This is a genomic window from Pseudomonas sp. GD03862, assembly GCF_029840855.1.
GTDB lineage: Bacteria > Pseudomonadota > Gammaproteobacteria > Pseudomonadales > Pseudomonadaceae > Aquipseudomonas > Aquipseudomonas alloputida.
The window spans coordinates 53744-79140 of record NZ_JAOCDI010000008.1; the positions used below are offsets into that span (position 1 = coordinate 53744).

At 62.6% G+C, this 25397-nt stretch carries 22 protein-coding genes; 17 read left to right on the plus strand and 5 right to left on the minus strand.

Annotation, left to right across the window (positions count from 1 at the left end):
* The first annotated feature begins 13 nt into the window (after nt 1-13).
* From N5D53_RS07700 to N5D53_RS07720, 5 genes are all read left to right on the plus strand, one after another.
* Nucleotides 14-1036, plus strand: a complete 1023-nt coding sequence (locus N5D53_RS07700; RefSeq protein WP_010951829.1) for an alpha-ketoacid dehydrogenase subunit beta — start codon at nt 14-16, stop codon at nt 1034-1036.
* Nucleotides 1033-2139 carry an acetoin dehydrogenase dihydrolipoyllysine-residue acetyltransferase subunit gene (locus tag N5D53_RS07705; RefSeq protein WP_266023382.1) on the plus strand — a complete coding sequence of 369 codons (1107 nt, stop codon included), beginning with the start codon at nt 1033-1035 and terminating at the stop codon, nt 2137-2139. Before N5D53_RS07700 ends, N5D53_RS07705 begins: the two co-directional genes overlap by 4 nt.
* A 52-nt stretch (nt 2140-2191) precedes the next feature.
* Complete coding sequence (locus N5D53_RS07710; protein ID WP_223843612.1) at nt 2192-3256, plus strand: 2,3-butanediol dehydrogenase; 1065 nt, start codon at nt 2192-2194, stop codon at nt 3254-3256.
* A 213-nt stretch (nt 3257-3469) separates the two neighbouring features.
* Nucleotides 3470-5203 carry a C13 family peptidase gene (locus N5D53_RS07715; RefSeq protein ID WP_190869733.1) on the plus strand — a complete coding sequence of 578 codons (1734 nt, stop codon included), beginning with the start codon at nt 3470-3472 and terminating at the stop codon, nt 5201-5203.
* Between the two features lie 27 nt (nt 5204-5230).
* Nucleotides 5231-5875 (plus strand): oxidoreductase, encoded by a 645-nt coding sequence (locus tag N5D53_RS07720; RefSeq protein ID WP_104960714.1) that lies wholly within the window; start codon nt 5231-5233, stop codon nt 5873-5875.
* Between the two features lie 107 nt (nt 5876-5982).
* Here the strand turns inward: N5D53_RS07720 and N5D53_RS07725 are convergent, their stop codons facing one another.
* The 4 genes from N5D53_RS07725 to N5D53_RS07740 form a co-directional block, all read right to left on the minus strand.
* On the minus strand, nt 5983-6270 hold the full coding sequence (locus N5D53_RS07725) for a YceK/YidQ family lipoprotein (RefSeq protein WP_003255347.1): 288 nt from the start codon (nt 6268-6270) through the stop codon (nt 5983-5985).
* On the minus strand, nt 6267-6896 hold the full coding sequence (ubiX, locus tag N5D53_RS07730) for a flavin prenyltransferase UbiX (protein ID WP_003255348.1): 630 nt from the start codon (nt 6894-6896) through the stop codon (nt 6267-6269). The genes N5D53_RS07725 and ubiX overlap by 4 nt, the downstream gene beginning before the upstream one ends.
* Complete coding sequence (gene mpl, locus N5D53_RS07735) at nt 6893-8242, minus strand: UDP-N-acetylmuramate:L-alanyl-gamma-D-glutamyl-meso-diaminopimelate ligase (protein ID WP_190869734.1); 1350 nt, start codon at nt 8240-8242, stop codon at nt 6893-6895. The genes ubiX and mpl overlap by 4 nt, the downstream gene beginning before the upstream one ends.
* Nucleotides 8243-8308: 66 nt before the next feature.
* Nucleotides 8309-10324, minus strand: a complete 2016-nt coding sequence (locus N5D53_RS07740; protein ID WP_190869735.1) for a sigma-54-dependent Fis family transcriptional regulator — start codon at nt 10322-10324, stop codon at nt 8309-8311.
* A 254-nt stretch (nt 10325-10578) separates the two neighbouring features.
* Here N5D53_RS07740 and N5D53_RS07745 point away from each other — a divergent pair, with 254 nt between their 5' ends.
* The 10 genes from N5D53_RS07745 (at nt 10579) to N5D53_RS07790 (ending at nt 20807) form a co-directional block, all read left to right on the plus strand.
* Complete coding sequence (locus N5D53_RS07745; RefSeq protein WP_010951822.1) at nt 10579-12099, plus strand: aldehyde dehydrogenase family protein; 1521 nt, start codon at nt 10579-10581, stop codon at nt 12097-12099.
* A gap of 227 nt (nt 12100-12326) precedes the next feature.
* A complete protein-coding gene (gene eat, locus N5D53_RS07750; RefSeq protein ID WP_003255355.1) occupies nt 12327-13775 on the plus strand; it encodes an ethanolamine permease in 1449 nt (482 codons plus the stop codon).
* 46 nt (nt 13776-13821) lie between these two features.
* Nucleotides 13822-15216, plus strand: coding sequence for an ethanolamine ammonia-lyase subunit EutB (locus tag N5D53_RS07755; RefSeq protein WP_020193840.1), 1395 nt, complete (start codon nt 13822-13824; stop codon nt 15214-15216).
* Between the two features lie 8 nt (nt 15217-15224).
* Nucleotides 15225-16043, plus strand: a complete 819-nt coding sequence (gene eutC, locus N5D53_RS07760; protein ID WP_190869736.1) for an ethanolamine ammonia-lyase subunit EutC — start codon at nt 15225-15227, stop codon at nt 16041-16043.
* A 107-nt stretch (nt 16044-16150) separates the two neighbouring features.
* Nucleotides 16151-16609 carry a GNAT family N-acetyltransferase gene (locus N5D53_RS07765; protein ID WP_012051075.1) on the plus strand — a complete coding sequence of 153 codons (459 nt, stop codon included), beginning with the start codon at nt 16151-16153 and terminating at the stop codon, nt 16607-16609.
* Nucleotides 16610-16826: 217 nt separating this feature from the next.
* Nucleotides 16827-17474: a DedA family protein gene (locus N5D53_RS07770; RefSeq protein WP_003255361.1), complete on the plus strand. Its 648-nt coding sequence runs from the start codon at nt 16827-16829 to the stop codon at nt 17472-17474.
* Nucleotides 17475-17494: 20 nt separating this feature from the next.
* Nucleotides 17495-18310, plus strand: a complete 816-nt coding sequence (locus N5D53_RS07775; protein ID WP_003255364.1) for a M90 family metallopeptidase — start codon at nt 17495-17497, stop codon at nt 18308-18310.
* A gap of 92 nt (nt 18311-18402) precedes the next feature.
* Nucleotides 18403-18930 (plus strand): inorganic diphosphatase, encoded by a 528-nt coding sequence (gene ppa / locus N5D53_RS07780; protein WP_003255365.1) that lies wholly within the window; start codon nt 18403-18405, stop codon nt 18928-18930.
* Between the two features lie 182 nt (nt 18931-19112).
* Entirely contained in the window at nt 19113-19814 is a 702-nt protein-coding gene (locus tag N5D53_RS07785) for an XRE family transcriptional regulator (protein WP_190869737.1), read from the plus strand.
* Between the two features lie 522 nt (nt 19815-20336).
* A complete protein-coding gene (locus N5D53_RS07790) occupies nt 20337-20807 on the plus strand; it encodes a hemerythrin domain-containing protein (RefSeq protein ID WP_020193843.1) in 471 nt (156 codons plus the stop codon).
* Between the two features lie 153 nt (nt 20808-20960).
* On the opposite strand, the gene N5D53_RS07795 is transcribed toward N5D53_RS07790, so the two are convergent.
* Entirely contained in the window at nt 20961-23138 is a 2178-nt protein-coding gene (locus tag N5D53_RS07795; protein ID WP_104960709.1) for a TonB-dependent siderophore receptor, read from the minus strand.
* A 181-nt stretch (nt 23139-23319) separates the two neighbouring features.
* Between N5D53_RS07795 and N5D53_RS07800 the strand changes: the two genes are divergently transcribed.
* Together N5D53_RS07800 and N5D53_RS07805 are read left to right on the plus strand one after the other, a co-directional pair.
* Nucleotides 23320-24012 (plus strand): response regulator transcription factor, encoded by a 693-nt coding sequence (locus N5D53_RS07800; protein ID WP_190869738.1) that lies wholly within the window; start codon nt 23320-23322, stop codon nt 24010-24012.
* The gene (locus N5D53_RS07805; protein WP_064492922.1) at nt 24012-25340 is read left to right on the plus strand and encodes a sensor histidine kinase; all 1329 of its coding nucleotides are present in this window, start codon (nt 24012-24014) and stop codon (nt 25338-25340) included. Before N5D53_RS07800 ends, N5D53_RS07805 begins: the two co-directional genes overlap by 1 nt.
* The last annotated feature ends 57 nt before the right edge of the window (nt 25341-25397 follow it).

Sequence of the window (25397 nt, forward strand, 5' to 3'; positions counted from 1 at the left end):
CAGGAGAACCACCATGGCAAGAAAGATCAGCTACCAGCAGGCCATCAACGAGGCCCTGGCCCAGGAAATGCGCCGCGACAGCACAGTGTTCATCATTGGCGAAGACGTCGCCGGCGGTGCCGGTGCGCCCGGCGAGGATGACGCCTGGGGTGGCGTGTTGGGCGTGACCAAAGGCCTGTATCACCAATTCCCCGGCCGCGTGCTTGACGCGCCGCTGTCGGAAATCGGCTACGTCGGCGCGGCCGTCGGTGCTGCCACCCAGGGCCTGCGCCCGGTGTGCGAACTGATGTTCGTCGACTTCGCCGGCTGCTGCCTGGACCAGATCCTCAACCAGGCCGCCAAGTTCCGCTACATGTTCGGCGGCAAGGCAGTAACCCCGCTGGTGATGCGCACCATGTATGGCGCCGGCCTGCGCGCAGCCGCCCAGCACTCGCAGATGCTCACCTCGCTATGGACGCACATCCCCGGCCTGAAAGTGGTGTGCCCATCCTCGCCTTACGATGCCAAGGGCCTGTTGATCCAGGCGATCCGCGACAACGACCCGGTGATCTTCTGCGAACACAAACTGCTGTACAGCATGCAGGGCGAGGTGCCGGAAGAGGTGTACACCGTACCGTTCGGCGAAGCCAACTTCTTGCGCGATGGCGACGACGTGACCCTCGTTACCTACGGGCGCATGGTGCATGTGGCGCTGGAGGCCGCCAACAACCTGGCCCGCCAGGGCATCGACTGCGAAGTGCTGGACCTGCGCACTACCAGCCCACTGGACGAGGACAGCATTCTGGAAAGTGTGGAGAAGACCGGCCGCCTGGTGGTGATCGATGAAGCCAACCCGCGCTGCTCGATGGCCACCGACATCAGCGCGCTGGTGGCACAGAAGGCTTTTGGCGCACTCAAGGGACCGATCGAGATGGTCACCGCGCCGCATACCCCGGTGCCGTTCTCCGACGCCCTGGAAGACCTGTACATCCCTGACGCGGCGAAGATCGAAGCCGCCGTGCGCAAGGTGATCGAAGCCGCAAGGAGTGCCGCATGAGCCAGATCCATACCCTGACCATGCCCAAGTGGGGCCTGTCGATGACCGAGGGCCGGGTGGACACCTGGCTCAAGCAGGAAGGTGACGAAATCAGCAAGGGCGACGAGGTGCTGGACGTCGAGACCGACAAGATCAGCAGCAGCGTCGAAGCGCCGTTCAGCGGCGTGCTGCGCCGCCAGGTAGCCAAGCCGGATGAAACCCTGCCCGTCGGCGCACTGCTGGCGGTGGTGGTCGAAGGCGAAGCAGAGGAGGCCGAGATCGATGCCGTGGTACAGCGCTTCCAGGCCGAGTTCGTCGCCGAAGGTGGCGCCGACCAAAGCCAGGGGCCGGCCCCTCAGAAGGCGGAAGTAGGCGGGCGCCTGCTGCGCTGGTTCGAGCTGGGTGAAGGCGGCACACCGCTGGTGCTGGTGCACGGCTTTGGCGGTGACCTCAACAACTGGCTGTTCAACCACCCGGCGCTGGCTGCCGAGCGTCGGGTCATCGCCCTCGACCTGCCGGGCCACGGCGAGTCGGCCAAGGCCCTGCTGCGGGGCGACCTGGATGAGTTGAGCGAAACCGTGCTCGCCCTGCTCGACCACCTGGACATCGCCAAGGCCCACCTGGCCGGCCATTCCATGGGCGGTGCCGTCAGCCTCAACGTGGCGCGCCTGGCCCCGCAGCGGGTGGCCAGCCTGAGCCTGGTGGCCAGCGCCGGCCTGGGCGAAGCGATCAACGGGCAGTACTTGCAAGGTTTCGTCACTGCGGCCAACCGCAATGCACTCAAACCGCAGATGGTGCAGTTGTTTGCCGACCCGGCGCTGGTCACCCGGCAAATGCTGGAGGACATGCTCAAGTTCAAGCGCCTGGAAGGTGTGGACCAGGCCCTGCAGCAGCTGGCAGGGGCGCTCGCCGACGGCGACCGGCAGCGCCATGACTTGCGCGGAGTACTTGGCAATCACCCGGCACTGGTGGTGTGGGGTGGCAAGGATGCGATCATCCCGGCCAGCCATGCCGAGGGCCTGGAAGCCGAAGTGCAGGTGCTGCCAGAGGCCGGCCACATGGTGCAGATGGAGGCGGCCGAACAGGTCAACCAGCAACTGCTCGCATTCCTGCGCAAGCACTAAGCCCTTTTCGTGAGCCTGGAGAACAACAATGAATGACCTGAGCCACACCCACATGCGCGCGGCCGTCTGGCATGGCCGCCACGATATTCGTGTCGAACAGGTACCTTTGCCGGCCGACCCTGCGCCTGGCTGGGTGCAGATCAAGGTGGACTGGTGCGGCATCTGCGGCTCCGACCTGCACGAATATGTTGCCGGCCCGGTGTTCATCCCGGTAGAGGCCCCGCACCCGCTGACCGGCATTCAGGGCCAGTGCATCCTCGGCCATGAATTCTGCGGCCACATCGCCAAGCTTGGCGAAGGCGTGGAAGGCTATGCCGTAGGCGACCCGGTGGCGGCAGACGCCTGCCAGCATTGCGGCACCTGCTATTACTGCACCCATGGCCTGTACAACATCTGCGAACGCCTGGCGTTCACCGGCCTGATGAACAACGGTGCCTTCGCCGAGCTGGTCAACGTGCCCGCCAACCTGCTCTACCGGCTGCCGCAGGGCTTCCCCGCCGAAGCCGGGGCACTGATCGAGCCGCTGGCGGTGGGTATGCACGCGGTGAAAAAGGCCGGCAGCCTGCTTGGGCAAACCGTTGTAGTGGTGGGGGCCGGCACCATCGGCCTTTGCACCATCATGTGTGCCAAAGCCGCGGGCGCAGCGCAGGTTATCGCCCTGGAAATGTCCTCAGCACGCAAAGCCAAGGCCAAAGAGGTAGGCGCCAACGTGGTGCTGGACCCCAGCCAGTGCGATGCCCTGGCGGAAATCCGCGCACTGACTGCAGGGCTGGGCGCCGATGTGAGCTTTGAGTGCATTGGCAACAAACATACGGCCAAGCTGGCCATCGACACCATCCGCAAAGCAGGCAAGTGCGTGCTGGTGGGTATTTTCGAAGAGCCCAGCGAGTTCAACTTCTTCGAGCTGGTGTCCACCGAGAAACAGGTGCTGGGGGCGTTGGCGTACAACGGCGAGTTTGCCGACGTGATTGCCTTCATTGCTGATGGTCGGCTGGATATTCGCCCGCTGGTAACCGGCCGGATCGGATTGGAGCAGATTGTCGAACTGGGCTTCGAGGAACTGGTGAACAACAAAGAGGAGAACGTGAAGATCATCGTTTCACCAGGTGTGCGCTGATTGCACCTTGAAGGCAACGTGGCACCTGTGGGAGCGGGTGGGCCTGCGAACAATGCAACACAGTGGAGGGCACCGGCTTTGCCGGTGTTCGCGGCTGAAGCCGCTCCTACAGGGTACGCGCAAGGTTCAAAGGCTGTGCGCTGGCACAGGGGCTCGCTGTCTCAGGATCCCATTCTGCGTCATACTCGGCAGACCTATTGCCCGGTCCTCGCCATGCGTCCACTGCTCCCCATTACCCTGGTCCTGCTGCTCGCCGCCTGTGGCGATGGCGAATCGCTGCTCCCGCCCGACGCACGGCTGCCTGACGGTGGGCGTTACCGGGGGCAGGTGGTCGATGGCCTGCTGCAGGGTGAGGGCCGGATCGACTACCCCAACGGCAGCTGGTACGCCGGCAGCTTCAAGGATGGCCAGTGGCACGGCCAGGGCGAATGGCATGGGCAGAACGGCGAGGTCTACCGTGGCCAGTTCGCCGAGGGGCTGTTTCAGGGCCTGGGTGACCTGATCACCCCAGGCAGCCACTATAGCGGCACCTTCCGCCACGGCCGCCGCGACGGCGAGGGCACCCTCAAGCAAGCCGACCAGACATACCGCGGTCAGTTCAAGGACGACCTGTACGACGGTGCAGGCCAACTGGAACTGGCCGACGGCAGTCGCTACCAAGGCCTGTTCGCCAAGGGCAAGCCTAACGGCGCCGGGGTGCGCAGCGATGCCAGCGGCAACCAGTTCAGCGGCCACTTCGTCAACGGCCAGCTACAAGGCGCCGGCACCTACGACAGCGTTGATGGCGAGCAGTACATCGGCGAATTCAAGGACAACCGCCTGGAAGGCCGAGGCCGCTACGAAAATGCCGATGGCGACGTGTGGATCGGTGAATTCAAGGATGGCTCGCTGATCGGCGAAGGCGAGTTGCTGGGCAGCGATGGCAGCCACTACAAGGGTGAGTTCGCCGACTGGCGTCTGTCGGGCCAGGGCAGCCTGCAACTGGCCGACGGCAGCAAGTACATCGGCGGTTTCCTCAACGATGCCTACCATGGCCATGGGCGGCTGATTCTGCCCAGTGGCAAGGTCGAAAGCGGAACATGGGCCAACGGCGTGCGCGTGCGCGACCAGAATGGCAAGCTGCTGCCAGACCCACTGGACCTGGCGTTGCTCAACCAGGGCCGGCTGCTGGACGAGGCGCTGGCTCGGGTACCTCGCTCGGCGCCACCGATCCAGCTGTATAGCCTGGTAGTGGCCGGCGATGGCCAGCAAAGCGTATTCCTGCGCGAAGCCGACTACGTAAGCAACATGCTAAAGGTGCGCTTTGGCGCCCGTGGCCAAGTGACCCTGGTCAACCACCGCGACCACATGGCCACACGCCCCATGGCCACCCGCGAAAACCTCTCCCGCGCTGCCGCCACCCTGGCAGAGCGCAGCGGCCCCGAAGACCTGGTGTTCATCTACCTCACCAGCCATGGCAGCCAGGACCACCAGCTGGTGCTCGACCAGCCCCGTCTGCAACTGGCCGACCTGGCCGCTGACGAGCTGGCCACTGCCTTGGCGCCGCTGAAGGATCGCGACAAGGTCATCGTCATCTCCGCCTGCTATTCAGGGGGCTATATCGCTCCGCTCAAAGACGAACGCACGCTCATCATGACCGCTGCCCGGGCCGACCGCGTCTCCTTCGGTTGCTCGGAGGAAGCCGACTTCACCTACTTTGGCGATGCCCTGTTCGCTGAAGCGCTGAACCAGACCGACGACCTGAAACAGGCGTTTGAACTGGCACGTGCCAGCGTTGCCGAAAGAGAACAAAGGGAAGGCTTCGAGGCCTCCGAACCGCAGCTGTGGGCACCGCCGGCCGTGCTTGAGCACTGGCACCAGCTGCGTCAGCAACAAGCCGAAGAAGCGTTGCGTAACGCCACACAGGCCAACGTGAGGGAACAGGCAAAAATGCCCGGCACTCACTAGACTTGTGTGTAACAAGGGAGAGACATCATGTACTTGACGCCTCAGCATGTCCTGCTTGCCGGAGCCACCGGCCTGACCGGTGAACACCTGCTAGACCGCCTGCTCAACGAGCCCACCATCACCCGTGTCCTGGCGCCTACACGCCGGCCATTGGCCGAGCACCCGCACCTGGAAAACCCGGTGGGCGACCCGGCGGTATTCCTTCCGCAACTGGCCGGGCGGGTCGACATCGCCTACTGCTGCCTGGGCACCACGCTGAAGCAGGCGGGTTCCGAATCGGCTTTCCGCGCAGTGGATCTGGACATGGTGGTCGCCTTCAGCAAGCGTGCCCGGGAAATGGGCGCACGGCATCTGCTGGTGATCAGTGCAGTGGGCGCCGACCCTAAGTCGTCAATTTTCTATAACCGGGTCAAGGGCGAGATGGAAGAAGCGCTCAAGGCTCAGGACTGGCCACAGCTGACCATCGTGCGGCCCTCGTTCCTACTGGGCGAGCGGCTGGAGCCACGGCTGACTGAACAGCTAGTTGCACCGTTTTCCCGGTTCATACCCGGGAAATACCGGGGAATCGAGGCTTGTACCCTGGCGCGGGCGCTGTGGCGGCTGGCGCTGGAAGAAGAAGACGGCGTGCGGGTTGTGGAGTCGGATGAGTTGCGCAAGCTGGGCAGGATCTAGGCTTCGCTTGTGCTGGCCTCTTCGCGGGCACGCCCGCTCCCACAGGGTCTCCATAATCTTCCAGTGACTACTCACCAGTAGGAATGGGCGTGCCGGCGAAGAGGCCATCACAGGCCGCCGCTAGCCTGGAAGCCTATGCCGGCCGCTGTCAGCAAAGACAACGGCAGCAGCAGGGTATCAAGCAACATGCTCCCCGGCAGATCCAGGCGCGGATACGCCGGAGCGTCAGCCCCGTAATGATCCCGCGGGCAACACCCGCCATTGATCACATACAAATCCAGCCGGGTACCGGCATACACCACCGGTGCGCCGGGCTTGTTGGCATCCAGCGTGCGCACCGTGGCGCAGCCACCCAGCATCACCAGCGCCAGCAACCCCGCCAGTGCTCGCTTCAATCATCCACCCCGAAGTGGTGCTCGCCCCAACGCGGCAACATATCCTGGGGGATGTTCAGCAGGTTGAGGATACGCGCCACGACAAAGTCGACCAGGTCGTCGATGGTCTGCGGCTGGTGATAGAACCCCGGAGCCGCCGGCAAGATCACCGCGCCCATTTGCGACAGCTTGAGCATGTTTTCCAGGTGGATGGTGGAGAACGGCGCTTCGCGTGGCACCAGGATCAGCTGGCGACGCTCCTTGAGGGTAACGTCGGCAGCACGCTCGATCAGGTTGTTGCAGGCGCCAGTGGCGATGGCCGACAAAGTGCCAGTGGAACAGGGGACCACCACCATTGCCGCCGGGGCGCCAGAACCCGAGGCTACCGGCGACATCCAGTCTTCCTTGCCATACACACGGATCTGCCCATCGGCCGCGCCGGTGTATTCCGTCAGGAAGGCCTGCATCGCCTGGGGCTTGGCCGGCAACACAACATCCGTCTCGGTAGCCATCACCAACTGTGCGGCCTTGGAGATCAGGAAGTGCACCTCGCGGTCTTCGCGTACCAGGCAATCGAGCAGGCGAAGACCATACTGGGCACCCGAGGCGCCCGTCATGGCCAGGGTGATGCGTTCCGGCCCGTTCACTTCAGCGCCTCGGCCAGCTTGCCGTGCAGGCCGCCGAAGCCGCCGTTGCTCATGATCACCACATGGGTGCCTGGGCGAGCCTGGCCTTTGATCCGCTCGATGATCGCTTCGAGGCTGTCGGCCACCACGCTGGGTACCTTGCACTGCGCAGCGGTGGCGGCCAGGTCCCAGCCGAGGTTGGCCGGCGCATACCAGATCACCTGGTCGGCGTCGTTGACGCTTTCTGGCAGGCCGTCACGATGGGCACCGAGTTTCATCGAGTTGGAGCGTGGCTCGATCACCGCGATCACAGGTGCCTCCCCCACCCGCTTGCGCAGGCCGTCGAGCGTGGTGGCAATGGCCGTCGGATGGTGGGCGAAGTCATCGTAGATGGTCACACCTTGAACTTCGGCAACCTTCTCCATGCGCCGCTTGACGCTCTTGAACGCATTCAGGCCGTCGATGCCCATGGCCGGCACCACGCCTACATGACGCGCTGCTGCCAGGGCGGCCAAGGCATTGGCGACGTTGTGCTGGCCGGTCAGCGCCCAGTCCACCACACCCTGCACTTCGCCCTCGAACAGTACTTCAAAGCGCGAGCCATCTGGGCTGAGCAGGCGGGCTTGCCACTGGCCGCCCTCCCCGGTGGTTTGCACAGGGGTCCAGCAGCCCATGCCGATCACACGCTCCAGCGCTTGCTCGGTGGTCGGGTGGATGACCAGGCCTTCGCTGGGGATAGTCCGCACCAGGTGGTGGAACTGCCGCTCGATCGAGGCCAGGTCCGGGAAGATGTCCGCGTGATCGAACTCAAGGTTGTTGAGGATCGCGGTACGCGGGTGATAGTGGACGAACTTCGAGCGCTTGTCGAAGAAGGCGCTGTCGTACTCGTCGGCTTCCACCACAAAGAACGGCGTGTCGCCCAAGCGGGCCGACACCGAGAAGTTCTGCGGCACGCCACCAATCAGGAAGCCCGGGCTCATGCCGGCGTGCTCCAGCACCCAGGCCAGCATGCTGCTGGTGGTGGTCTTGCCGTGAGTACCGGCAACGGCCAGCACCCAGCGGCCTTGCAGCACGTGGTCGGCCAGCCACTGCGGGCCGGAGACGTAAGGCAGGCCCTTGTTCAGCACGTATTCAACCGCTGGGTTGCCGCGCGACATGGCGTTGCCGATAACCACCAGGTCTGGCGCCGGATCCAGCTGGGCCGGGTCATAGCCTTGGGTCAGTTCGATACCCTGGGCTTCGAGCTGGGTGCTCATTGGGGGATAGACGTTGGCGTCGGAGCCGGTGACGCGGTGGCCAAGTTCCTTGGCCAGCACCGCCAGCGAACCCATGAAAGTGCCGCAAATACCGAGAATGTGAATATGCATGGTCGACCTCGCAAAACATCGAGGCAGGGTAGCCCAGGGCGCGACAAATCGCACCCGCTGTTTCGCTCAGTCGCCCCTGGTAATGCCGTGTTTGCGCAGTTTTCGATACAAGGTATTGCGGCTGATGCCCAAGTGCTCGGCGACGCGGGTGAGATGCCAGTGTTTTGCCTCCAGGACCTCCTTCAGCGCTTGCCGCTCCGCGTCGAGCAGAACCTCGGTCCCTGCAGATTCACCCTCAATCTCTGCGGCACCGCCGGACCTGTGTGGGCGGGCTTGCCCGCGAACGAGGGCAACGCCCTCGCCCTCCATTTCCTGGTCGGACATCTTCGCGGGCTCGCCTACCCCCGCGAGAGGTGGGCTGGTGCGGATGACTGCGGGGAGGTCCGCAAAGGTAATGCGGGCATCTTCGCAAAGCGCCACCAAAGTACGCAGCACATTGCGCATCTGCCGCACGTTCCCTGGCCAGTTAAATGCGAGCAGCGCCTGCCGCGCCCGGGGCTCGATGTCTATCCATTGCCCCTGCGTCTCCTGACGCAGCAGAAAGTCCAGCAACTGCGCCTTGTCACTGCGTTCGCGCACCGCCGGCAGCGCGACCTCCAGGCCATTGAGGCGGTAATACAGGTCCTCGCGGAAACTGCCCTGTTCAACCCGTTCCAGCAGGTCACGGTGCGTAGCGCTGACGATGCGCACGTCCACCGCCTGCGGCTCTCCCCCGATCGGCACCACCTGGCGCTCCTCCAGCACCCGCAGCAGTCGGGTTTGCAGGGCAAGCGGCATATCGCCGATCTCGTCCAGCAGCAAGGTGCCGCCGTCGGCCTGCAACAGCTTGCCGCGCATGCCCTCCTTGCGCGCGCCGGTAAAACTGCCGCCGCGGTACCCGAACAGCTCACTCTCGATCAGGCTTTCCGGGATAGACGCGCAGTTGATGGCGACGAACGGCTTGCCGCGCCGCTCACTGGCCTGATGCACAGCCTGGGCGAAGGCTTCCTTGCCACAGCCGGTCTCGCCGCGCAGCAGCAATGGCACATCGCGCTCGAACACCCGCACGCTGCGGCGGAAATCATTTTGCAACGCAGGGTCAAGCAGACAGACCAGCGGCTCCACTTCAGCTGCGGGCCGCGGCTGGGCGGCCGGCACCGACCACACCGGCGCCCGGGCCTGCCCCCGCAGGCTGGCGAACACCTGGCGACCGTCCAGGGTGCGCAGCGGCCAGACAGCACTGCCGCCGGGCGTGGCACGGCTGAACATTTCGTCATGGCTGCACGCGAAAAAGCACTCCAACGGTTTGCCCAGCACGCCACCCCGTACCGTGCCCAGCAGGTTCAGTGCGCTTTGGTTGGCAGCGCAAATGCGCCCATCGCCGTCGAACGCCAGCAAGCCTTCGCTGAACAGGCCGACCGACTCGGCTTGCAGGTGAAAACGCAATAACCATTGCTGCTCGAAATGGCGCAGGAAATAGCAGCTTTCGATCATCTTCGCCGACAGGTTGACCAACGCCATGGTGTGGAACTGGCTTTGCCGCGATACGTCGGGGCGCGCAGAGGACACGTCGAGTACCGCCAGCAGGTCGCCATGCGGGTCGAACACCGGGCTGGCCGAGCAGGTCAGCCCGGTGTGACGGCCACGGAAGTGTTCGTTCTGATGGATGGTCAGCGCCTGGCGCTCGACCAGGCAGGTGCCGATGCCATTGGTGCCCTCACGCGCCTCGCTCCAGTCGGCGCCCAACCACAGCCCGGCACGCTCGAAGCTGCGCCGCTCGGCGGGGGCACTGACGCAATTGAGGATCACCCCGCGGGCGTCGGTCAGCAGCACCGCGTGGCCTGCGCCGGAAAGCTGCCGGTGCAGGCTGTTCATTTCATGGTCGGCAATTTGCAGCACCTGGTGCAGGCGCTCGCGGCTTTCCAGCAGGCGACCATGCTCAAGCACCACCGGCGCTTCGATCACCGCCGGGTCTAGGTGGTAATCCTCCAGGCAGCGCAGCCAGGAACGGGCGATGGACGGATCACTGCCGCCCTCCCCGGCCCCGCCATGGGCAACGCTATGGACCTGCCGGGCATGGCGAGTGAAGTGATTGCTCTGCATTGTTGTAATTCTCCGCAGATAGAGCGTCAGCCCAGCATCCTCCACCCGGTTAGGCTTTGCAATGCACACGCCTGTGATGTGTCGCAAACGGCACAAAATGTCACCCCAGGCGTACCGGCGCCGGCACAGCGGTCCTTGAACAGGCCCGTAAAAATGACCCAAGTCATTGATTTGCCTGGCACCGCCAACACTGGCCCAACCCTTGCTCTATGCTTTTCAACTCCCTAAAAAGCACAATACCAAGGAGACACACCATGCGTTATGCACATCCCGGTACCGAAGGCGCGAAGGTTTCCTTCAAGAGCCGCTACGGCAACTACATCGGTGGTGAGTTCGTTACTCCGGTAAAGGGGCAGTACTTCGAAAATACCTCCCCGGTGAATGGCAAGCTGATCGCTGAATTCCCCCGCTCTACTGCCGAAGACATCGACAAAGCCCTGGATGCCGCCCATGCTGCGGCCGACGCCTGGGGCCGCACTTCAGTGCAGGATCGCTCCAACGTGCTGCTGAAGATCGCCGACCGCATCGAGCAGAACCTCGAACTGCTGGCCATTACCGAAACCTGGGACAACGGCAAGCCGATCCGCGAAACCCTCAACGCCGACATTCCGCTGGCGGTCGACCACTTCCGCTATTTCGCTGGCTGCATCCGCGCCCAGGAAGGCGGCGCTGCCGAAATCAATGAAGGCACCGTGGCCTACCACATCCACGAGCCACTGGGCGTGGTCGGGCAGATCATCCCCTGGAACTTCCCGATCCTGATGGCTGCCTGGAAGCTTGCCCCGGCACTGGCCGCTGGTAACTGCGTGGTGCTCAAGCCTGCCGAACAGACGCCGCTGGGTATCACCGTACTGCTCGAAGTCATTGGCGACCTGTTGCCACCTGGCGTGCTCAACGTAGTGCAAGGCTATGGCCGCGAAGCCGGTGAAGCCCTGGCCACCAGCAAACGCATCGCCAAGATCGCCTTCACCGGCTCTACCCCGGTGGGCTCGCACATCATGAAATGCGCCGCCGAGAACATCATCCCGTCCACCGTCGAACTGGGTGGCAAGTCGCCGAACGTATACTTCGAAGACATCATGCAGGCCGAGCCAAGCTTCATCGAGAAGGCGGCAGAAGGCATGGTGCTGGCGTTCTTCAACCAGGGTGAAGTGTGCACCTGCCCGTCGCGTGCCCTGGTGCAAGAGTCGATCTACCCGCAGTTCATGGAAGTGGTGATGAAGAAGGTGCTGCAGATCAAGCGCGGCGACCCGCTGGACACCGACACCATGGTCGGCGCGCAGGCCTCGCAGCAGCAGTTCGAAAAAATCCTCTCGTACCTGCAGATTGCCCAGGAAGAAGGCGCCGAGCTGCTCACCGGCGGCAAGGTCGAGAAGCTGGAAGGTTCGCTGGCTACCGGTTACTACATCCAGCCGACCCTGCTCAAGGGCAACAACAAGATGCGCGTGTTCCAGGAAGAAATCTTCGGCCCGGTGGTCAGCGTCACCACCTTCAAGGACGAAGCCGAAGCGCTGGCAATTGCCAACGACACCGAGTTCGGCCTGGGTGCCGGCGTGTGGACCCGCGACATCAACCGTGCCTACCGCATGGGCCGCGGCATCAAGGCTGGCCGTGTGTGGACCAACTGCTACCACCTGTACCCGGCGCATGCCGCGTTCGGCGGGTACAAGAAGTCGGGGGTTGGGCGTGAAACGCACAAGATGATGCTGGATCACTATCAGCAGACCAAGAACCTGCTGGTGAGCTACGACATCAATCCGTTGGGCTTCTTCTAGACCGCGTCGCCCTCTTCGCGGGTAAACCCGCTCCTACAGGTTCACCGTTGGTTCCAGAGCCGGTGCGGTACCTGTGGGAGCGGGCAAGCCCGCGAAGAGGCCGGACTTGCTTTACACAAAACCCAGGGCGGTAACCGTGCACCAACCGCTCTGGCTCGCTTCCTGCAGTACCCATCACCATCGGCCCGGAACCCTTCCGGCCACCAAGAAAAACAACAGGTGAATCTATGCCAAGCGAACATTCCGCCGGATCGCCGGCAGGCTCTTCCGTCGACTTCGAGAAAGTCGGCTCTGACTATTTCCAGCAACGTGAACTGAAAAAAGGCGCCGCCGGCTGGGTACTGCTGGTCGGCCTGGGCGTGGCGTACGTCATTTCCGGCGATTACGCCGGCTGGAACTTCGGCCTGGCGCAGGGCGGCTGGGGCGGCATGTTCCTGGCCACCTTGCTGATGGCAACGATGTACCTGTGCATGTGCTTCTCGCTGGCCGAGCTGTCGTCGATGATCCCCACCGCTGGCGGTGGCTATGGCTTTGCCCGCAGTGCCTTCGGCCCATGGGGCGGCTTTTTGACCGGCACGGCGATCCTGATCGAATACGCCATCGCCCCTGCCGCCATCGCGGTGTTCATCGGCGCCTACTGCCAATCGCTGTTCGGTATCGGCGGCTGGATGATCTACCTGGCGTTCTACATCGTGTTCATCAGCATCCACATTTTCGGCGTGGGTGAGGCACTGAAGCTGATGTTCATCATCACCGCCATCGCCGCCATTGCCCTGGCCGTATTCCTGATAGGCATGGTGCCCCATTTTGATGCAGCCAACCTGTTCGACATCGCCAAAACGGACGCCGTCGGCGCCAGCAGCTTCCTGCCGTTCGGCTATGTCGGCGTGTGGGCAGCCATCCCCTACGCCATCTGGTTCTTCCTTGCCGTCGAAGGCGTGCCGCTGGCCGCAGAAGAAACCAAGAACCCCAAGCGTGACCTGCCACGCGGCCTGATCGGCGCCATGCTGGTACTGCTGGCCTTCGCCTTGCTGATTCTGGTGGTCGGCCCGGGCGGCGCAGGCTCCGAGGCGCTGAAGGCCTCCGGTAACCCGCTGGTCGAAGCCCTGTCGAAGGCCTACGGCGGCTCCACCTGGATGGGCGGCTTCGTCAACCTGGTCGGTCTGGCCGGGCTGATCGCCAGCTTCTTCTCGATCATCTATGCCTATTCCCGGCAGATCTTCGCCCTGTCCCGCGCCGGTTACCTGCCGCGCAAACTGTCGGAAACCAACAAGAGCAAGGCCCCGGTACTGGCATTGGTCATCCCCGGCATCATCGGGTTTGCCCTGTCGCTGACGGGCCAGGGTGACTTGCTGATCCTGGTGGCAGTGTTTGGCGCTACCCTGTCTTACGTGCTGATGATGGCTGCGCACATCACCCTGCGCATCCGCCGGCCAAAGATGGAGCGCCCCTACCGCACCCCGGGTGGCATCTTCACATCCGGCCTGGCGCTGGTGCTGGCGTGCATCGCCGTGGTCGCCGGATTCCTGGTTGACCCGCGGGTAGTCATTGGCGCTGCAGTGATCTATGCGGTATTAATTGCCTACTTTGCTTTCTACAGCCGCCACCACCTGGTCGCGGGCACACCGGAAGAGGAATTCGCCGCGATCCAGAAGGCCGAAGAGGCCCTGCACTGATCGCCGCCACCCGCCGCGGGGCAACCCGCGGCTCTGGAGATTCTGTATGGCAAGTTTCGTACACACGGTCGGCCATCTGGTCTACCGCTTCGACAGCCTCAAGGAAGTGATGGCCAAAGCCAGCCCGGCACGCTCTGGGGACTGCCTGGCAGGCGTCGCGGCCAGCAACGACGGCGAGCGTGTCGCCGCGCAGATGGCGTTGGCCAATATTCCGCTGACGCACTTTCTCAACGAAGCACTGATCCCTTACGAAGCAGATGAAGTTACCCGCCTGATCATCGACACCCACGATGCCCAGGCCTTCGCCCCGGTCAGCCACCTGACCGTGGGTGGCCTGCGTGACTGGCTGCTGAGCGAAGAAGCCAACGAAGACAGCCTGCGCGCCCTGGCGCCCGGGTTGACCCCGGAAATGGCCGCTGCCGTGTCGAAGATCATGCGCGTGCAGGACCTGGTGCTGGTGGCGCAGAAAATCCGTGTGGTCACCCGGTTCCGCGGCACCATGGGCCTGCGCGGGCGCCTGTCGACCCGGCTGCAACCCAACCATCCGACAGACGAACCGGCCGGTATTGCCGCCAGCATCCTCGACGGCTTGCTGTACGGCAACGGCGACGCCATGATCGGCATCAACCCGGCCACCGACAGCATCGCTTCGATCTGCGCCCTGCTGGAAATGCTCGACGCCATCATCCAGCGCTACGACATCCCCACCCAGTCCTGCGTGCTGACCCACGTCACCACCTCGATCGAAGCGATCAACCGCGGCGTGCCACTGGACCTGGTGTTCCAGTCCATCGCCGGAACCGAGGCGGCCAACGCCGGCTTCGGCATCAACCTGAACGTGTTGCAGGAAGGCTACGAAGCAGGGCTGTCGCTGAAACGTGGCACCCTCGGGCAGAACCTGATGTATTTCGAAACCGGCCAGGGCAGCGCGCTCTCGGCCAACGCCCACCACGGCGTCGACCAGCAGACCTGCGAAACCCGCGCCTATGCCGTGGCTCGTCACTTCAAGCCGTTCCTGGTCAACACCGTGGTCGGTTTCATTGGCCCGGAATACCTGTACAACGGCAAGCAGATCATCCGCGCCGGCCTCGAAGACCATTTCTGCGGCAAACTGCTGGGCGTGCCGATGGGTTGCGATATCTGCTACACCAACCATGCCGAAGCCGATCAGGACGACATGGACACCTTGCTGACGCTGCTGGGGGTGGCCGGCATCAACTTCATCATGGGCATCCCCGGCTCCGACGACATCATGCTCAACTACCAGACCACCTCGTTCCATGACGCGTTGTACGCGCGCCAGACCCTGGGCCTGAAGCCCGGGCCGGAATTCGAGGCATGGCTGGCCCGCACCGGTATCTTCACCCAGGCCGATGGCCGGGTGCGCTTCGGTGACAACCTGCCGCCGGCCTTCCGCCAGGCCTTGGCACAGCTTGCATAGGGATGACCATGGACCATCGCACGCCTACCCCCGACAACCCTTGGCTGGCCCTGCGCAACCTGACCCCGGCGCGCATCGCCCTGGGCCGTACCGGCACCAGCCTGCCGACCGGGGCGCAGCTGGACTTCCAGTTCGCCCATGCCCAGGCACGAGATGCCGTGCACCTGGCTTTCGACCACGCCGGCCTGGCCAGCCAGCTGAGTGACCGCGGGCGCGAAAGCCTGGTGTTGCACAGCGCTGCCAGCGACCGCCACCAGTACCTGCAGCGCCCGGACCTTGGCCGGCGGCTGAACGAAGACTCGATTGCGACCCTTCGCCAGCATGCCCAGGCCAACCCCGGTGGCGTCGACCTGGCCATCGTGGTGGCTGACGGCCTCTCGGCACTGGCCGTGCATCGCCACACACTGTCGTTCCTGACCCGCTTCGACGAACAGGCTGCCGCCGACGGCTGGACCTGCGCCCCGGTGGTGCTGGTGCAGCAGGGCCGCGTGGCAGTGGCCGACGAGGTCGGCGAGCTGCTGGGCGCCCGGATGACGGTGATGCTGATCGGCGAGCGCCCGGGGCTGAGCTCGCCCGACAGCCTTGGCCTGTATTTCACTTACGCACCCAAGGTCGGCCTGACCGATGCCTACCGCAACTGCATTTCCAATATCCGCCTGGAGGGGCTGAGCTATGGCATGGCGGCGCACCGCCTGTTGTACTTGATGCGCGAAGCCTGCCGGCGCCAGCTTTCCGGGGTGAATCTAAAGGACGAAGCCGAGGTCCATAGCCTGGAGAATGAAGACAGCGCCAACCAGAAAGGTAACTTCCTGCTCGGCAAAGGGTAAAAAATCTGTCACGGAAGGCGGATTGCACTCGTGCCGTGCATTGGGCAGCATGCCCTTGAACGCTGCTGGCATTCCGCTGTTTCCCAAATGGACTCTGAGGGCCGCACATGCGCATCATCAAAGCAACCCTGGAACACCTCGACCTGCTCACCCCGTTGTTCGTCAAATACCGTGAGTTCTACGGGCAACTGCCCTACCCCGACAGCTCGCGCAGCTTTCTGGAAAAGCGCCTGAAGCGGGACGAATCGGTGATTTACCTGGCACTTCCGGATGATGACGACAGCAAACTGCTGGGCTTTTGCCAGCTGTACCCGAGCTACTCGTCGCTGTCGTTGAAGCGGGTATGGATTCTCAACGATATCTATGTAGCCGAGGACTCCCGGCGCATGCTGGTCGCCGACCATTTGATTCGCGAGGCGAAGAAAATGGCCAAAGAGACCAATGCTGTGCGCATGCGCGTGTCGACCAGCGCGAACAATGAAGTGGCGCACAAGACTTACGAATCCATCGGGTTTCGTGAGGATACCGAGTTCAAGAGCTACATCCTGCCAATCAGCCAGGATTGACCGGCACCGCCCGCTTCCACGAGCAAGGTAGTGATCCTTGTGGGAGCGGGCGTGCCCGCGAAGCAGTTGGCAAAGGAATACCCCTCTACCGTAACCCCCCGCTACAAACTCTCCGGGCATGTTCCTGACTTAGCCGTATAATGGCTCACCTGTCATGTGTGAAAATTTACCCTCCCCCCGGTAACCAAGCCTACGCCCAAGAACACAGGTGCTGTACATGGATTTCAACCCGCTGGACCTTATCCTGCATCTCGATGCCTACCTCGATCTGCTGGTCACCAATTACGGTCCCTGGATCTACGCCATCCTGTTCACCGTGATCTTCTGCGAAACCGGCCTGGTAGTGATGCCATTCCTGCCAGGCGACTCGCTGCTGTTCATCGCCGGCGCCGTGGCGGCGGGTGGCGGCATGGACCCGGTGCTGCTGGCCGGCCTGCTGATGGCCGCTGCAATCCTGGGCGACAGCACCAATTACGTGATCGGCCGAACAGCCGGCGAGCGTTTGTTCAACAACCCCAACTCCAAGATCTTCCGCCGCGACTACCTGCAGCGTACCCACGATTTCTATGAACGCCATGGCGGCAAGACCGTGACCATGGCGCGCTTCCTGCCCATCTTGCGCACCTTCGCACCGTTCGTCGCGGGCATCGCCCACATGCACTACCCACGCTTCCTCGGCTTCAGCGTTGCCGGTTCGCTGCTTTGGGTCGGCGGCCTGGTCACCTTGGGCTACTTCTTCGGCAACGTGCCGTTCATCAAGCAGCACCTGTCGCTGATGGTGGTGGGCATCATCATCCTGTCGCTGGTGCCGATGATTCTCGGCTTGCTGCGTGGGCGCCTGGGCCGTACGGCCAAGGCTCACTGAACAGGTAAAGAACAAACGGCATGTGGTCATTCAGCGCCTGGCGGCGCAAGCGTACTCTGGCGCGTTACCCGATCACGCCACAGCAATGGCAGGCCGTACGCGAGCGGCTGCCGATGCTGGACGGCATCAGCGACGCTGAAGACCGCTGGCTGCGCGAAGCCTGCATCCTGTTCCTGCTCGACAAGCACCTCACCTGCCTGCCCGGTGTCGAGCTGGACGACGAACAGCGCCTGTTGCTGGCTGCCCAGGCACAGTTACCGCTGCTTCACCTGGGTGAGCTGAACTGGTACCAAGGCTTCCACGAAATCATCCTGTACCCCGACGACTTCAAGAGCCCCCAGCGCCACCGCGATGCCAGTGGCGTGGAGCATGTGTGGGACGGCGAACACAGCGGCGAAGCCTGGCAACAGGGGCCGATCATCCTGGCCTGGAACGGCGTGCAGGCCAGTGGTGGCTGGGAGGCTTACAACCTGGTCATCCATGAGCTGGCGCACAAGCTCGACATGCTCAATGGCGATGCCAACGGCCTGCCACCGTTGCACAGCGGCATGCCCGTTGATGAGTGGGCAAGCGCCATGCAGCAGGCTTACGACGACCTCAACCAGCAACTGGACGCCAACCCCGACGCCGAAACCGCGATCGACCCCTATGCTGCGGAAAACCCGGCAGAGTTCTTTGCCGTTACCAGCGAGTACTTCTTTAGTGCCCCTGACCTGCTTCATCAGGCTTATCCACAGGTCTACCACCAGTTGTCGCTGTTCTACCGGCAAGACCCGCTGGCGCGCCTGTGCCGGCTGCAGGCGGAACACCCCGAGTACCGCGAAAGCCACGCCTGACGGGCCCGCACATCAGGCCAAGCGTGGCGTGCCCCGGCAGAATGTGCCTATAATCGCCGCCACTTTTTGGTCAAACACGGGGGCACTGCCCAATGAGCTACAGCAAGATTCCGGCGGGCAAAGACCTGCCGAACGACATCTACGTCGCCATCGAGATCCCGGCCAACCACGCGCCGATCAAATACGAAATCGACAAGGACAGCGACACGCTGTTCGTCGACCGTTTCATGGCTACCCCAATGTTCTACCCAGCCAACTATGGCTTCATCCCGAACACCCTGGCTGACGACGGTGACCCGCTGGACGTGCTGGTGGTTACCCCTTACCCAGTGGCCCCAGGCTCGGTTATCCGCGCCCGTCCGGTTGGCGTGCTGAACATGACCGACGACGGTGGCGGCGACGCCAAGGTCATCGCTGTTCCTCACGACAAGCTGTCGCAGCTGTACGTTGACGTCAAGGAATACACCGACCTGCCAGCCCTGCTGATCCAGCAGATCGAGCACTTCTTTGCCAACTACAAAGATCTCGAGAAGGGCAAGTGGGTCAAGATCGAAGGCTGGGAAGGCGCCGACGCCGCCCGTGCCGCGATCACTAAATCGGTCGCTGCCTACAAGGGCTGATTTCGACTGCAGGGAAACCCCGCTTTGGCGGGGTTTTTCATGCCTGAATGGAACGCGCTCACTGCTGGGAACAAATCCTACACAGTCCTACACCAGCATCCTACAAACAGCCTCTTTTCGTACAAATCCCGTCAACACCCGGTTCATTTCCTTACTGGCAACCCGCCGCTACACTCGCCGCCATGAACACTTCCGGCGACCGCCTCAGAGCCCTGCTCCACGAATGTGGCCTGACCCCTTCCGATTTCGCCGCCCAGCGCAGCGTCACAGCACAGCACGTCAACAATTGGTTCAAACGCGGTGTGCCTTTGGCCCGACTGGACGAACTGGCCGATCTGTTCTGTGTGCACCGGCGTTGGCTGCGCACCGGTGAAGGCCCCAAACACCCCAATCCACTCCTGCGCAACGGCCGTCCACGGCCAGCGCCCGCCAACCCGCTTACCCCGCTGTCGGAACATCGTGGCCGGGTATTGAAGGTGCCCTACTACGAAGTGCGCAACGGCTTGCTGTCGCCGGTGGGCAGCAAGCACCTGCGCTTGCCGGCAAAAGCCCTGAAGAGCTTGGGTGTGCAAGCCGGCAACGCAATCTGCCTGGCAATGCCGGCCAGCAACATGCTCCCGCTGATTCCGCTGCAAGCTACCTTGGCCATCGACCTGGGCATGACCCAGGTGGTCGAGGGCGAAACCTATGCCCTGCTGCAAAACGGCATGCTCAGGGTAAACAACCTCAGTCTTGGCCCGCACGACACCCTGTACCTGCACAGCCATGACCGGCGCAACTACACGGTCGAACGCTACACCGCTGCTCAGCGTCAGGCGCAGGGCCTGGAAATTCTTGGCTGGGTGTTCCACTGGTCACATTTCCGCCAGCAGCGGCCCAGTTGAAGCACTCTGGGCAATTTTTTGCTGGGCATCCTGCGCCCGCCCTTGTATGCTACGCGGCACATTAAGCCCCGACCGGCGCGAGCCGCGTTCCAGAGGGCTCGGCGATATCCCACACGGGCATCTGCCATCTCTTTCAGGCCCTTGATGGCCACACAGTTAAGGCGATTGCGGCTTACCATAAATTAGTCGGAAGCGTCCCCGAGAAGCCGGCCACAAGCCGGCTTTTTAATTTGGCAATGCCCCGTCCTGCATAAGGTTGACACCTCCCGTTGTGCTCAGCCCCCCGCTGTTCACGTTCAGCCCGCAAGCGATTCTGGGGTGTCGGCTTCTTCTCGTCGCGCATATAGATATCAAGTTGATATTTCGAAATCTTCCAATGGAGGGTTTTTTCTGAAGATGAGCGTTTCGCGCCAGACTATAATAAAACGATTAGATGTGCGCTGACACGTGCGGCCATCCTTGGAGATTGCTTATTACTTATATTTAATCTGTAACGGTTTGATGTAGTGATGAGGACTTAGCATGAATGCCTTATTGAAAGAGCTGCACGCCTATCATCATGAGGTGGCTACCAAAATTACTCAGATCAAAGAATTACTGGAGAGGATAAGGCACGGCTCTGCGGGTGCCGATGACTGCAAGCTGTTGTTTAAGCAACTGGAAGCCTTGCATGGTGATGCAGAGCGGCACCACCATGAAAATGAAGAGCTTATTCGGCTGGCCTTGCTGACAACCGACGCACCGATTCACCAACGGGTCATGGCCATCGAGCAAGATCATAAAGCCTTCACGCGAATTGCCGGACAGCTCAAGATGTTGGAGCAGTCAAAGCAAGAGGCCAGAGTAATTGCCGACACGATCGAAGACTTCATCAAGAAATATTATGACCATATGGATGCCGAGGAGAATATTTTCTTTCCGGTAGCAGACAAGTGGTTGTCAGACACCCAATGGCAGGAAATAAAGCATCAATGGCACTCGGAGACTTCTTGAATTAAAACCAAGCGCCTGATTAACACTTACTCTCACAACTTTGTTGCACTGATACCCGATGGTGCAGATACTCTTCTAGATTTCTCATGATTCAGCATCAAGGCCGCGCCCTTTGAAGGCACGGCCTTGTGTACCTAGCGGCAACAGACCCCGTCAGAAGTCATACCGCGCCCCAACCATCATGCTGCGCGACGGCCCGTAGAAGTTGAACGTAGAGGTCGAGCCCACCCGCGACAGGTAGTCCCGGTCGAACAGGTTATTGACGTTGAAGGTGGCGGTCAGCTTCGAAGTCACCGGGTACGACAGCATCGCGTCCACCGTCGCGTAGCCCGGCGCGTCGATACGCACGCCGCCGTTTTCGGAGTAGAAGTTGCTCATCGCGGAAATTCCGCCACCAATCGCCAGGCCGGTCAGCGGCCCTTGGCTGATGGTGTACTTGCTCCAAAGCGAAGCCTGGTTGCGCGGCATGATGAAGAACGTGGTTTCGGCGTCACCCTTGACGGTTTCGGTCTCCATCCAGGTGTAACCGGCCAGCAGTTCCCAATTCGGCGTCAGCTTGCCGCTCACTTCCACTTCCGCGCCCTTCACGCGGGTCTTGCCGGATGCAACGGAATCGGTAGTGGCCACACCATCGGCATCGTACACGGTGGTAGCGCGGTTCTTGTCGGTCAGGCGGAACACCGAGAAGCGCGTATTCAAATCGCCGCCAAAGTAGCTGCTCTTGAGGCCGAACTCGTACTGCTCGCCTTCACGCGGTTTCAACACCCGGCCATTGCTGTCGGTGTCGGATTGAGGCTTGAAAACCTGGGAGTAGCTAGCGTATAGCGCGTGGTTCTCGGTCAAGTCATAGACCAGGCCCCCGTACGGGGTGAAGTGGCCGTCCACACGCTTGCTGTCATTGGTCGATGCACCGCTGGTCAGGGTGGTGGTGTAGAAATCACCGCGGTACCAACTGAAACGGCCACCGGCAATCAGCGCAAGGCGCTCGATCGGACGGAAGGTGACCTTGGAATAAAGGCCGTATTCCTCTTCCTGCATGCCGGTCTCGGTACTGTAGTTGGGCGACGGTTTGGCGAACTGTTTAGGCGAGTAGGTATTGACGTTGATGGCGCCCAGGTTGGTGGTGCCGTTGAGATACTCGGTGTCGTAGTTCTTGTAGTCGCTGCCCACCACGAACTCGCTGACCTGGCCGAAGGTTTCGAACGGCTGGCTGTAACTGGCGTCCAGCGAGTAGGTGTCTTGAGTGAAATCACGGGCGCTGGCGCGCTCGGAGTTGGCGCCTGTGGTGGCATTGGTTGCAGTGAAGGCGTACAGGTAGTTGGTGTCGCGGTGCGAGCCACGGGCCGCGACACGGCCGTAACCACCATTGTCGAAGCGGTGGGTCAGCTCGGCGACCAGGTCGGTGGTCTTGCCGTCGAAGTAGTTCCAGTCGGCGCCCAGGAAACGCGAATGGCTGAAGTCGGGCACCTCGCCGGACAACGTGGCCGGGTAGCCGTTGTGCGGGGTGATGTTCTTCACTTCGTGCATCAGGCCGAACGACAGCGTAGTGGCGTCGTCCAGGTCGATATCCAGCGCACCGTAATAGCTGTTGCTGGTGTTGGCGTTGTAGTCCACTTCGCCATTGGTGTCGTCACGGGATGCAATGAAGCGCCCGCGCACGCGACCGGCGGCGTCCAGCGGGCCGCTCAGGTCGATTTCTTCATGGTTGGTGTCCCAGGTGCCGTAGCTGCCTTCGATGTGGCCCTGAAACTCGGCGGTCGGGCGCTTGCGTACCATGTTGACGATACCGCCCAGTTCGCTGGTGCTGCTGAACAACCCGGCCGGGCCGCGCATGATTTCGACACGGTCGAACGCGGCCAGCGACGGTACGGTGCCAAAGATGCTGGCCATGGGGGCCGGCAGGCCATCGATGTTGAATTCGCTGTACTCGTAGCCACGGGCGTAGATCGACGAACGGCCGCTGTCGTTGGTCAGGGTGCGCAGGCCGGCGGTGTACTTGGCCAGGTCATCCAGATGTACGAACTGGCGATCCTTGACGTAGTCCTGGGTGTAGACGGTGATCGACTGCGGGATGTCCTTGAGCGCTGCCGGCGTCTTGGTGCCCACGGTAGCGGCATCGACGCTGTAACCGCCGGTTTCCTCCGAAGGCAGCATGTCGTACAGGCGGTTGCCTTCGATGGTCAATGCAGGCAGATCAAGCGAGTTGCCTTCAGCCGCCGTCTGGGCCGCTACCGTTTCGGCCACCGCCGATAAAGAAAACGGTGCCAGCAACCCCAGCGCCAGCCATCCCCGAACCCGCTGCAAGCTGCCCACACTTTTGAAACCGGTCATGACACACCCTTCGCCCAAATGATATTGAATCGCAAACGAAACAAGTTGCTTTTTGCGAACGATACCGGAGCGAAAACCAGGGTGCAGCAGGATTAACCTTCTTAACACATCAAGGCGTTGCCCTTTCCCTGCAGCCAGTGGGATGATTCGCAACTGATAAAAGTTCTCATCAAGGCTCGCCGTGCCCACCTCACTTCTCCTTGCCGAAGACGACCCACGCCTGCTTCAGGACCTGGACCGCCATTTCCGCAATCGCGGTTTCCTGGTGCACGCCTGCGCCAGCGGCACCCAGGCCCTGAATGCCATACAGCAATCGCAGTTCGAACTGGTGCTGCTGGACATCATGCTGCCAGGCATCGACGGCCTCAGCCTGCTCGACGCCCTGCGCCGCCAGCAGGCAGTGCCGGTCATGCTGATGTCGGCACTAGGGGCCGAGCAGGACCGCATCAGCGGCTTCACCCGTGGTGCAGACGACTACCTGCCCAAGCCCTTCAGCCTGGCGGAGCTGGACGCACGGGTGGATGCCTTGCTGCGGCGCGTGGCATTCGATCGTGGTACGCCGCTGCGTGCCGACGTGGGGGAGGTGATGCTGGACCACGACCGCCAGGACGTTATTCACAACGGCAACGCCGCTGGCCTTACCGCTTCCGAATTCCGCTTGCTGGTCACGCTGCTGGCCCACCCCGACGAAGCGTTGAGCAAGCCCTTCCTGTACCAGACCGTGCTGCACAGGGCCTATACCCGACTGGACCGAGGCCTGGATGTGCATGTGTGCAACCTGCGCCGCAAACTGGCCGACATCAATGCCCAGCACCTGCAGATCCAGGCCGTGCGTGGCCAAGGGTACATCCTGGTCGACACGGATCAGGCCTGATGCGTCGCCACCCGTTGCTGTGGAAACTGGCCTTGCTACAAGTCAGCTTCTGCCTGTTGCTGATCTGGCTCATCTGGACCTGGGGCCTTTCGGTGGAGCGCAGTACCTATTTTCTGTCCCAGGCCGACCAGGACTACCTGGCGCGTTATGCTCAACAGGCCGAACAGGCGTGGGAGCAGGACGGCGCAGCCGGCACCGAAGCCTGGCGCAAGCAGGTGGCACGGGCCGAGGACACCTGGGTGGCCGTGATAGGTCCACACCTTCAGAGCCTTGGCACCACGCCGCTGAGCGCCGAGGAAGCCAGCCACCTGACATTCATGCGCAAGCTCGACTGGCCGATGAGCCGGCGCCTGCAGGATGAACTGCCCTACGTCAGCATCGAATTTCCGCAACACCCCGAGCATGGCCGCCTGGTGCTGCAACTGCCCGAACGGCTGCTACCCACAGGCCTGACACCCTGGACCCATGTGGTCACGCATGGCGTTGCCCCCGCACTGCTGGCCCTGCTGCTAGGCCTTGCGCTATACCGGCATCTTGTCGTGCCGCTGAACCGCCTGCGCGACCGCGCCGACGCCCTGCGGGCCGATGATCTGGACAGCCCCGCCCTGCCCCTGCAGGAGCGGCGTGATGAGCTGGGTGAGCTGGCTCAGGCCTTCGAGCACATGGCCGGGCGCCTGCGCCAGAGCCTTGAGCAACAGCGCCTGCTGTTGCGCACGCTGTCTCACGAATTGCGCACACCTCTGGCGCGGCTGCGCATCGCCCATGACAGCGACTTGCCACCGCCGCAGCTGCGCGAGCGCCTGGACCGTGAGGTGGCCGACATGCAGAAGCTGCTGGAAAACACCCTCGACCTGGCCTGGATGGACACCGAACAGCCCAGCCTGGCGACCGAGCCGGTATTGGTGCTTTCCGTGTGGGAAGCCTTATGCGAGGACGTCTGCTTCGAAAGCGGCTGGGACCGTGCGCGCCTGCCGTGTTCACTTGGCACCGACTGCCTGGTGCAGGCCCATCTGGACAGCCTGGCCCAGGCCCTGGAAAACCTGTTGCGCAATGCCATTCGCCACTCGCCGACCGAAGGCCAGGTCAGCCTCGATGGCTGGCGGGAGGGCGCATACTGGCACCTGCGCCTGAGCGACCAGGGGCCAGGCGTACCTGATACCGACCTAGAGCGCATCTTCAAGCCCTACCAACGCCTGGCCGACAGTGGCGCAGGCTTCGGCCTGGGCCTTGCTATCGCCCGTCGCGCCATCGAACTGCAAGGCGGCCGGTTGTGGGCCAGCAATGGGCACCCGGGCCTGTGCCTGCACATGACCTTGCCTGCGGCCTGAGACTGTTTAGAAAGTTAATGCGCTTTACGCTCGATCGGGACTGGTTATCATCTGGGC

What these genes read in the sequence shown, in the direction of transcription:
- N5D53_RS07700 (WP_010951829.1), top strand. Translation starts at nt 14, where the DNA reads ATGGCAAGAAAGATCAGCTACCAGCAGGCCATCAACGAGGCCCTGGCC.
- N5D53_RS07705 (WP_266023382.1), top strand. Translation starts at nt 1,033, where the DNA reads ATGAGCCAGATCCATACCCTGACCATGCCCAAGTGGGGCCTGTCGATG.
- N5D53_RS07710 (WP_223843612.1), top strand. Translation starts at nt 2,192, where the DNA reads ATGCGCGCGGCCGTCTGGCATGGCCGCCACGATATTCGTGTCGAACAG.
- N5D53_RS07715 (WP_190869733.1), top strand. Translation starts at nt 3,470, where the DNA reads ATGCGTCCACTGCTCCCCATTACCCTGGTCCTGCTGCTCGCCGCCTGT.
- N5D53_RS07720 (WP_104960714.1), top strand. Translation starts at nt 5,231, where the DNA reads ATGTACTTGACGCCTCAGCATGTCCTGCTTGCCGGAGCCACCGGCCTG.
- mpl (WP_190869734.1), bottom strand. Translation starts at nt 8,242, where the DNA reads ATGCATATTCACATTCTCGGTATTTGCGGCACTTTCATGGGTTCGCTG.
- N5D53_RS07740 (WP_190869735.1), bottom strand. Translation starts at nt 10,324, where the DNA reads ATGCAGAGCAATCACTTCACTCGCCATGCCCGGCAGGTCCATAGCGTT.
- N5D53_RS07745 (WP_010951822.1), top strand. Translation starts at nt 10,579, where the DNA reads ATGCGTTATGCACATCCCGGTACCGAAGGCGCGAAGGTTTCCTTCAAG.
- eat (WP_003255355.1), top strand. Translation starts at nt 12,327, where the DNA reads ATGCCAAGCGAACATTCCGCCGGATCGCCGGCAGGCTCTTCCGTCGAC.
- N5D53_RS07755 (WP_020193840.1), top strand. Translation starts at nt 13,822, where the DNA reads ATGGCAAGTTTCGTACACACGGTCGGCCATCTGGTCTACCGCTTCGAC.
- eutC (WP_190869736.1), top strand. Translation starts at nt 15,225, where the DNA reads ATGGACCATCGCACGCCTACCCCCGACAACCCTTGGCTGGCCCTGCGC.
- N5D53_RS07765 (WP_012051075.1), top strand. Translation starts at nt 16,151, where the DNA reads ATGCGCATCATCAAAGCAACCCTGGAACACCTCGACCTGCTCACCCCG.
- N5D53_RS07770 (WP_003255361.1), top strand. Translation starts at nt 16,827, where the DNA reads ATGGATTTCAACCCGCTGGACCTTATCCTGCATCTCGATGCCTACCTC.
- N5D53_RS07775 (WP_003255364.1), top strand. Translation starts at nt 17,495, where the DNA reads ATGTGGTCATTCAGCGCCTGGCGGCGCAAGCGTACTCTGGCGCGTTAC.
- ppa (WP_003255365.1), top strand. Translation starts at nt 18,403, where the DNA reads ATGAGCTACAGCAAGATTCCGGCGGGCAAAGACCTGCCGAACGACATC.
- N5D53_RS07785 (WP_190869737.1), top strand. Translation starts at nt 19,113, where the DNA reads ATGAACACTTCCGGCGACCGCCTCAGAGCCCTGCTCCACGAATGTGGC.
- N5D53_RS07790 (WP_020193843.1), top strand. Translation starts at nt 20,337, where the DNA reads ATGAATGCCTTATTGAAAGAGCTGCACGCCTATCATCATGAGGTGGCT.
- N5D53_RS07795 (WP_104960709.1), bottom strand. Translation starts at nt 23,138, where the DNA reads ATGACCGGTTTCAAAAGTGTGGGCAGCTTGCAGCGGGTTCGGGGATGG.
- N5D53_RS07805 (WP_064492922.1), top strand. Translation starts at nt 24,012, where the DNA reads ATGCGTCGCCACCCGTTGCTGTGGAAACTGGCCTTGCTACAAGTCAGC.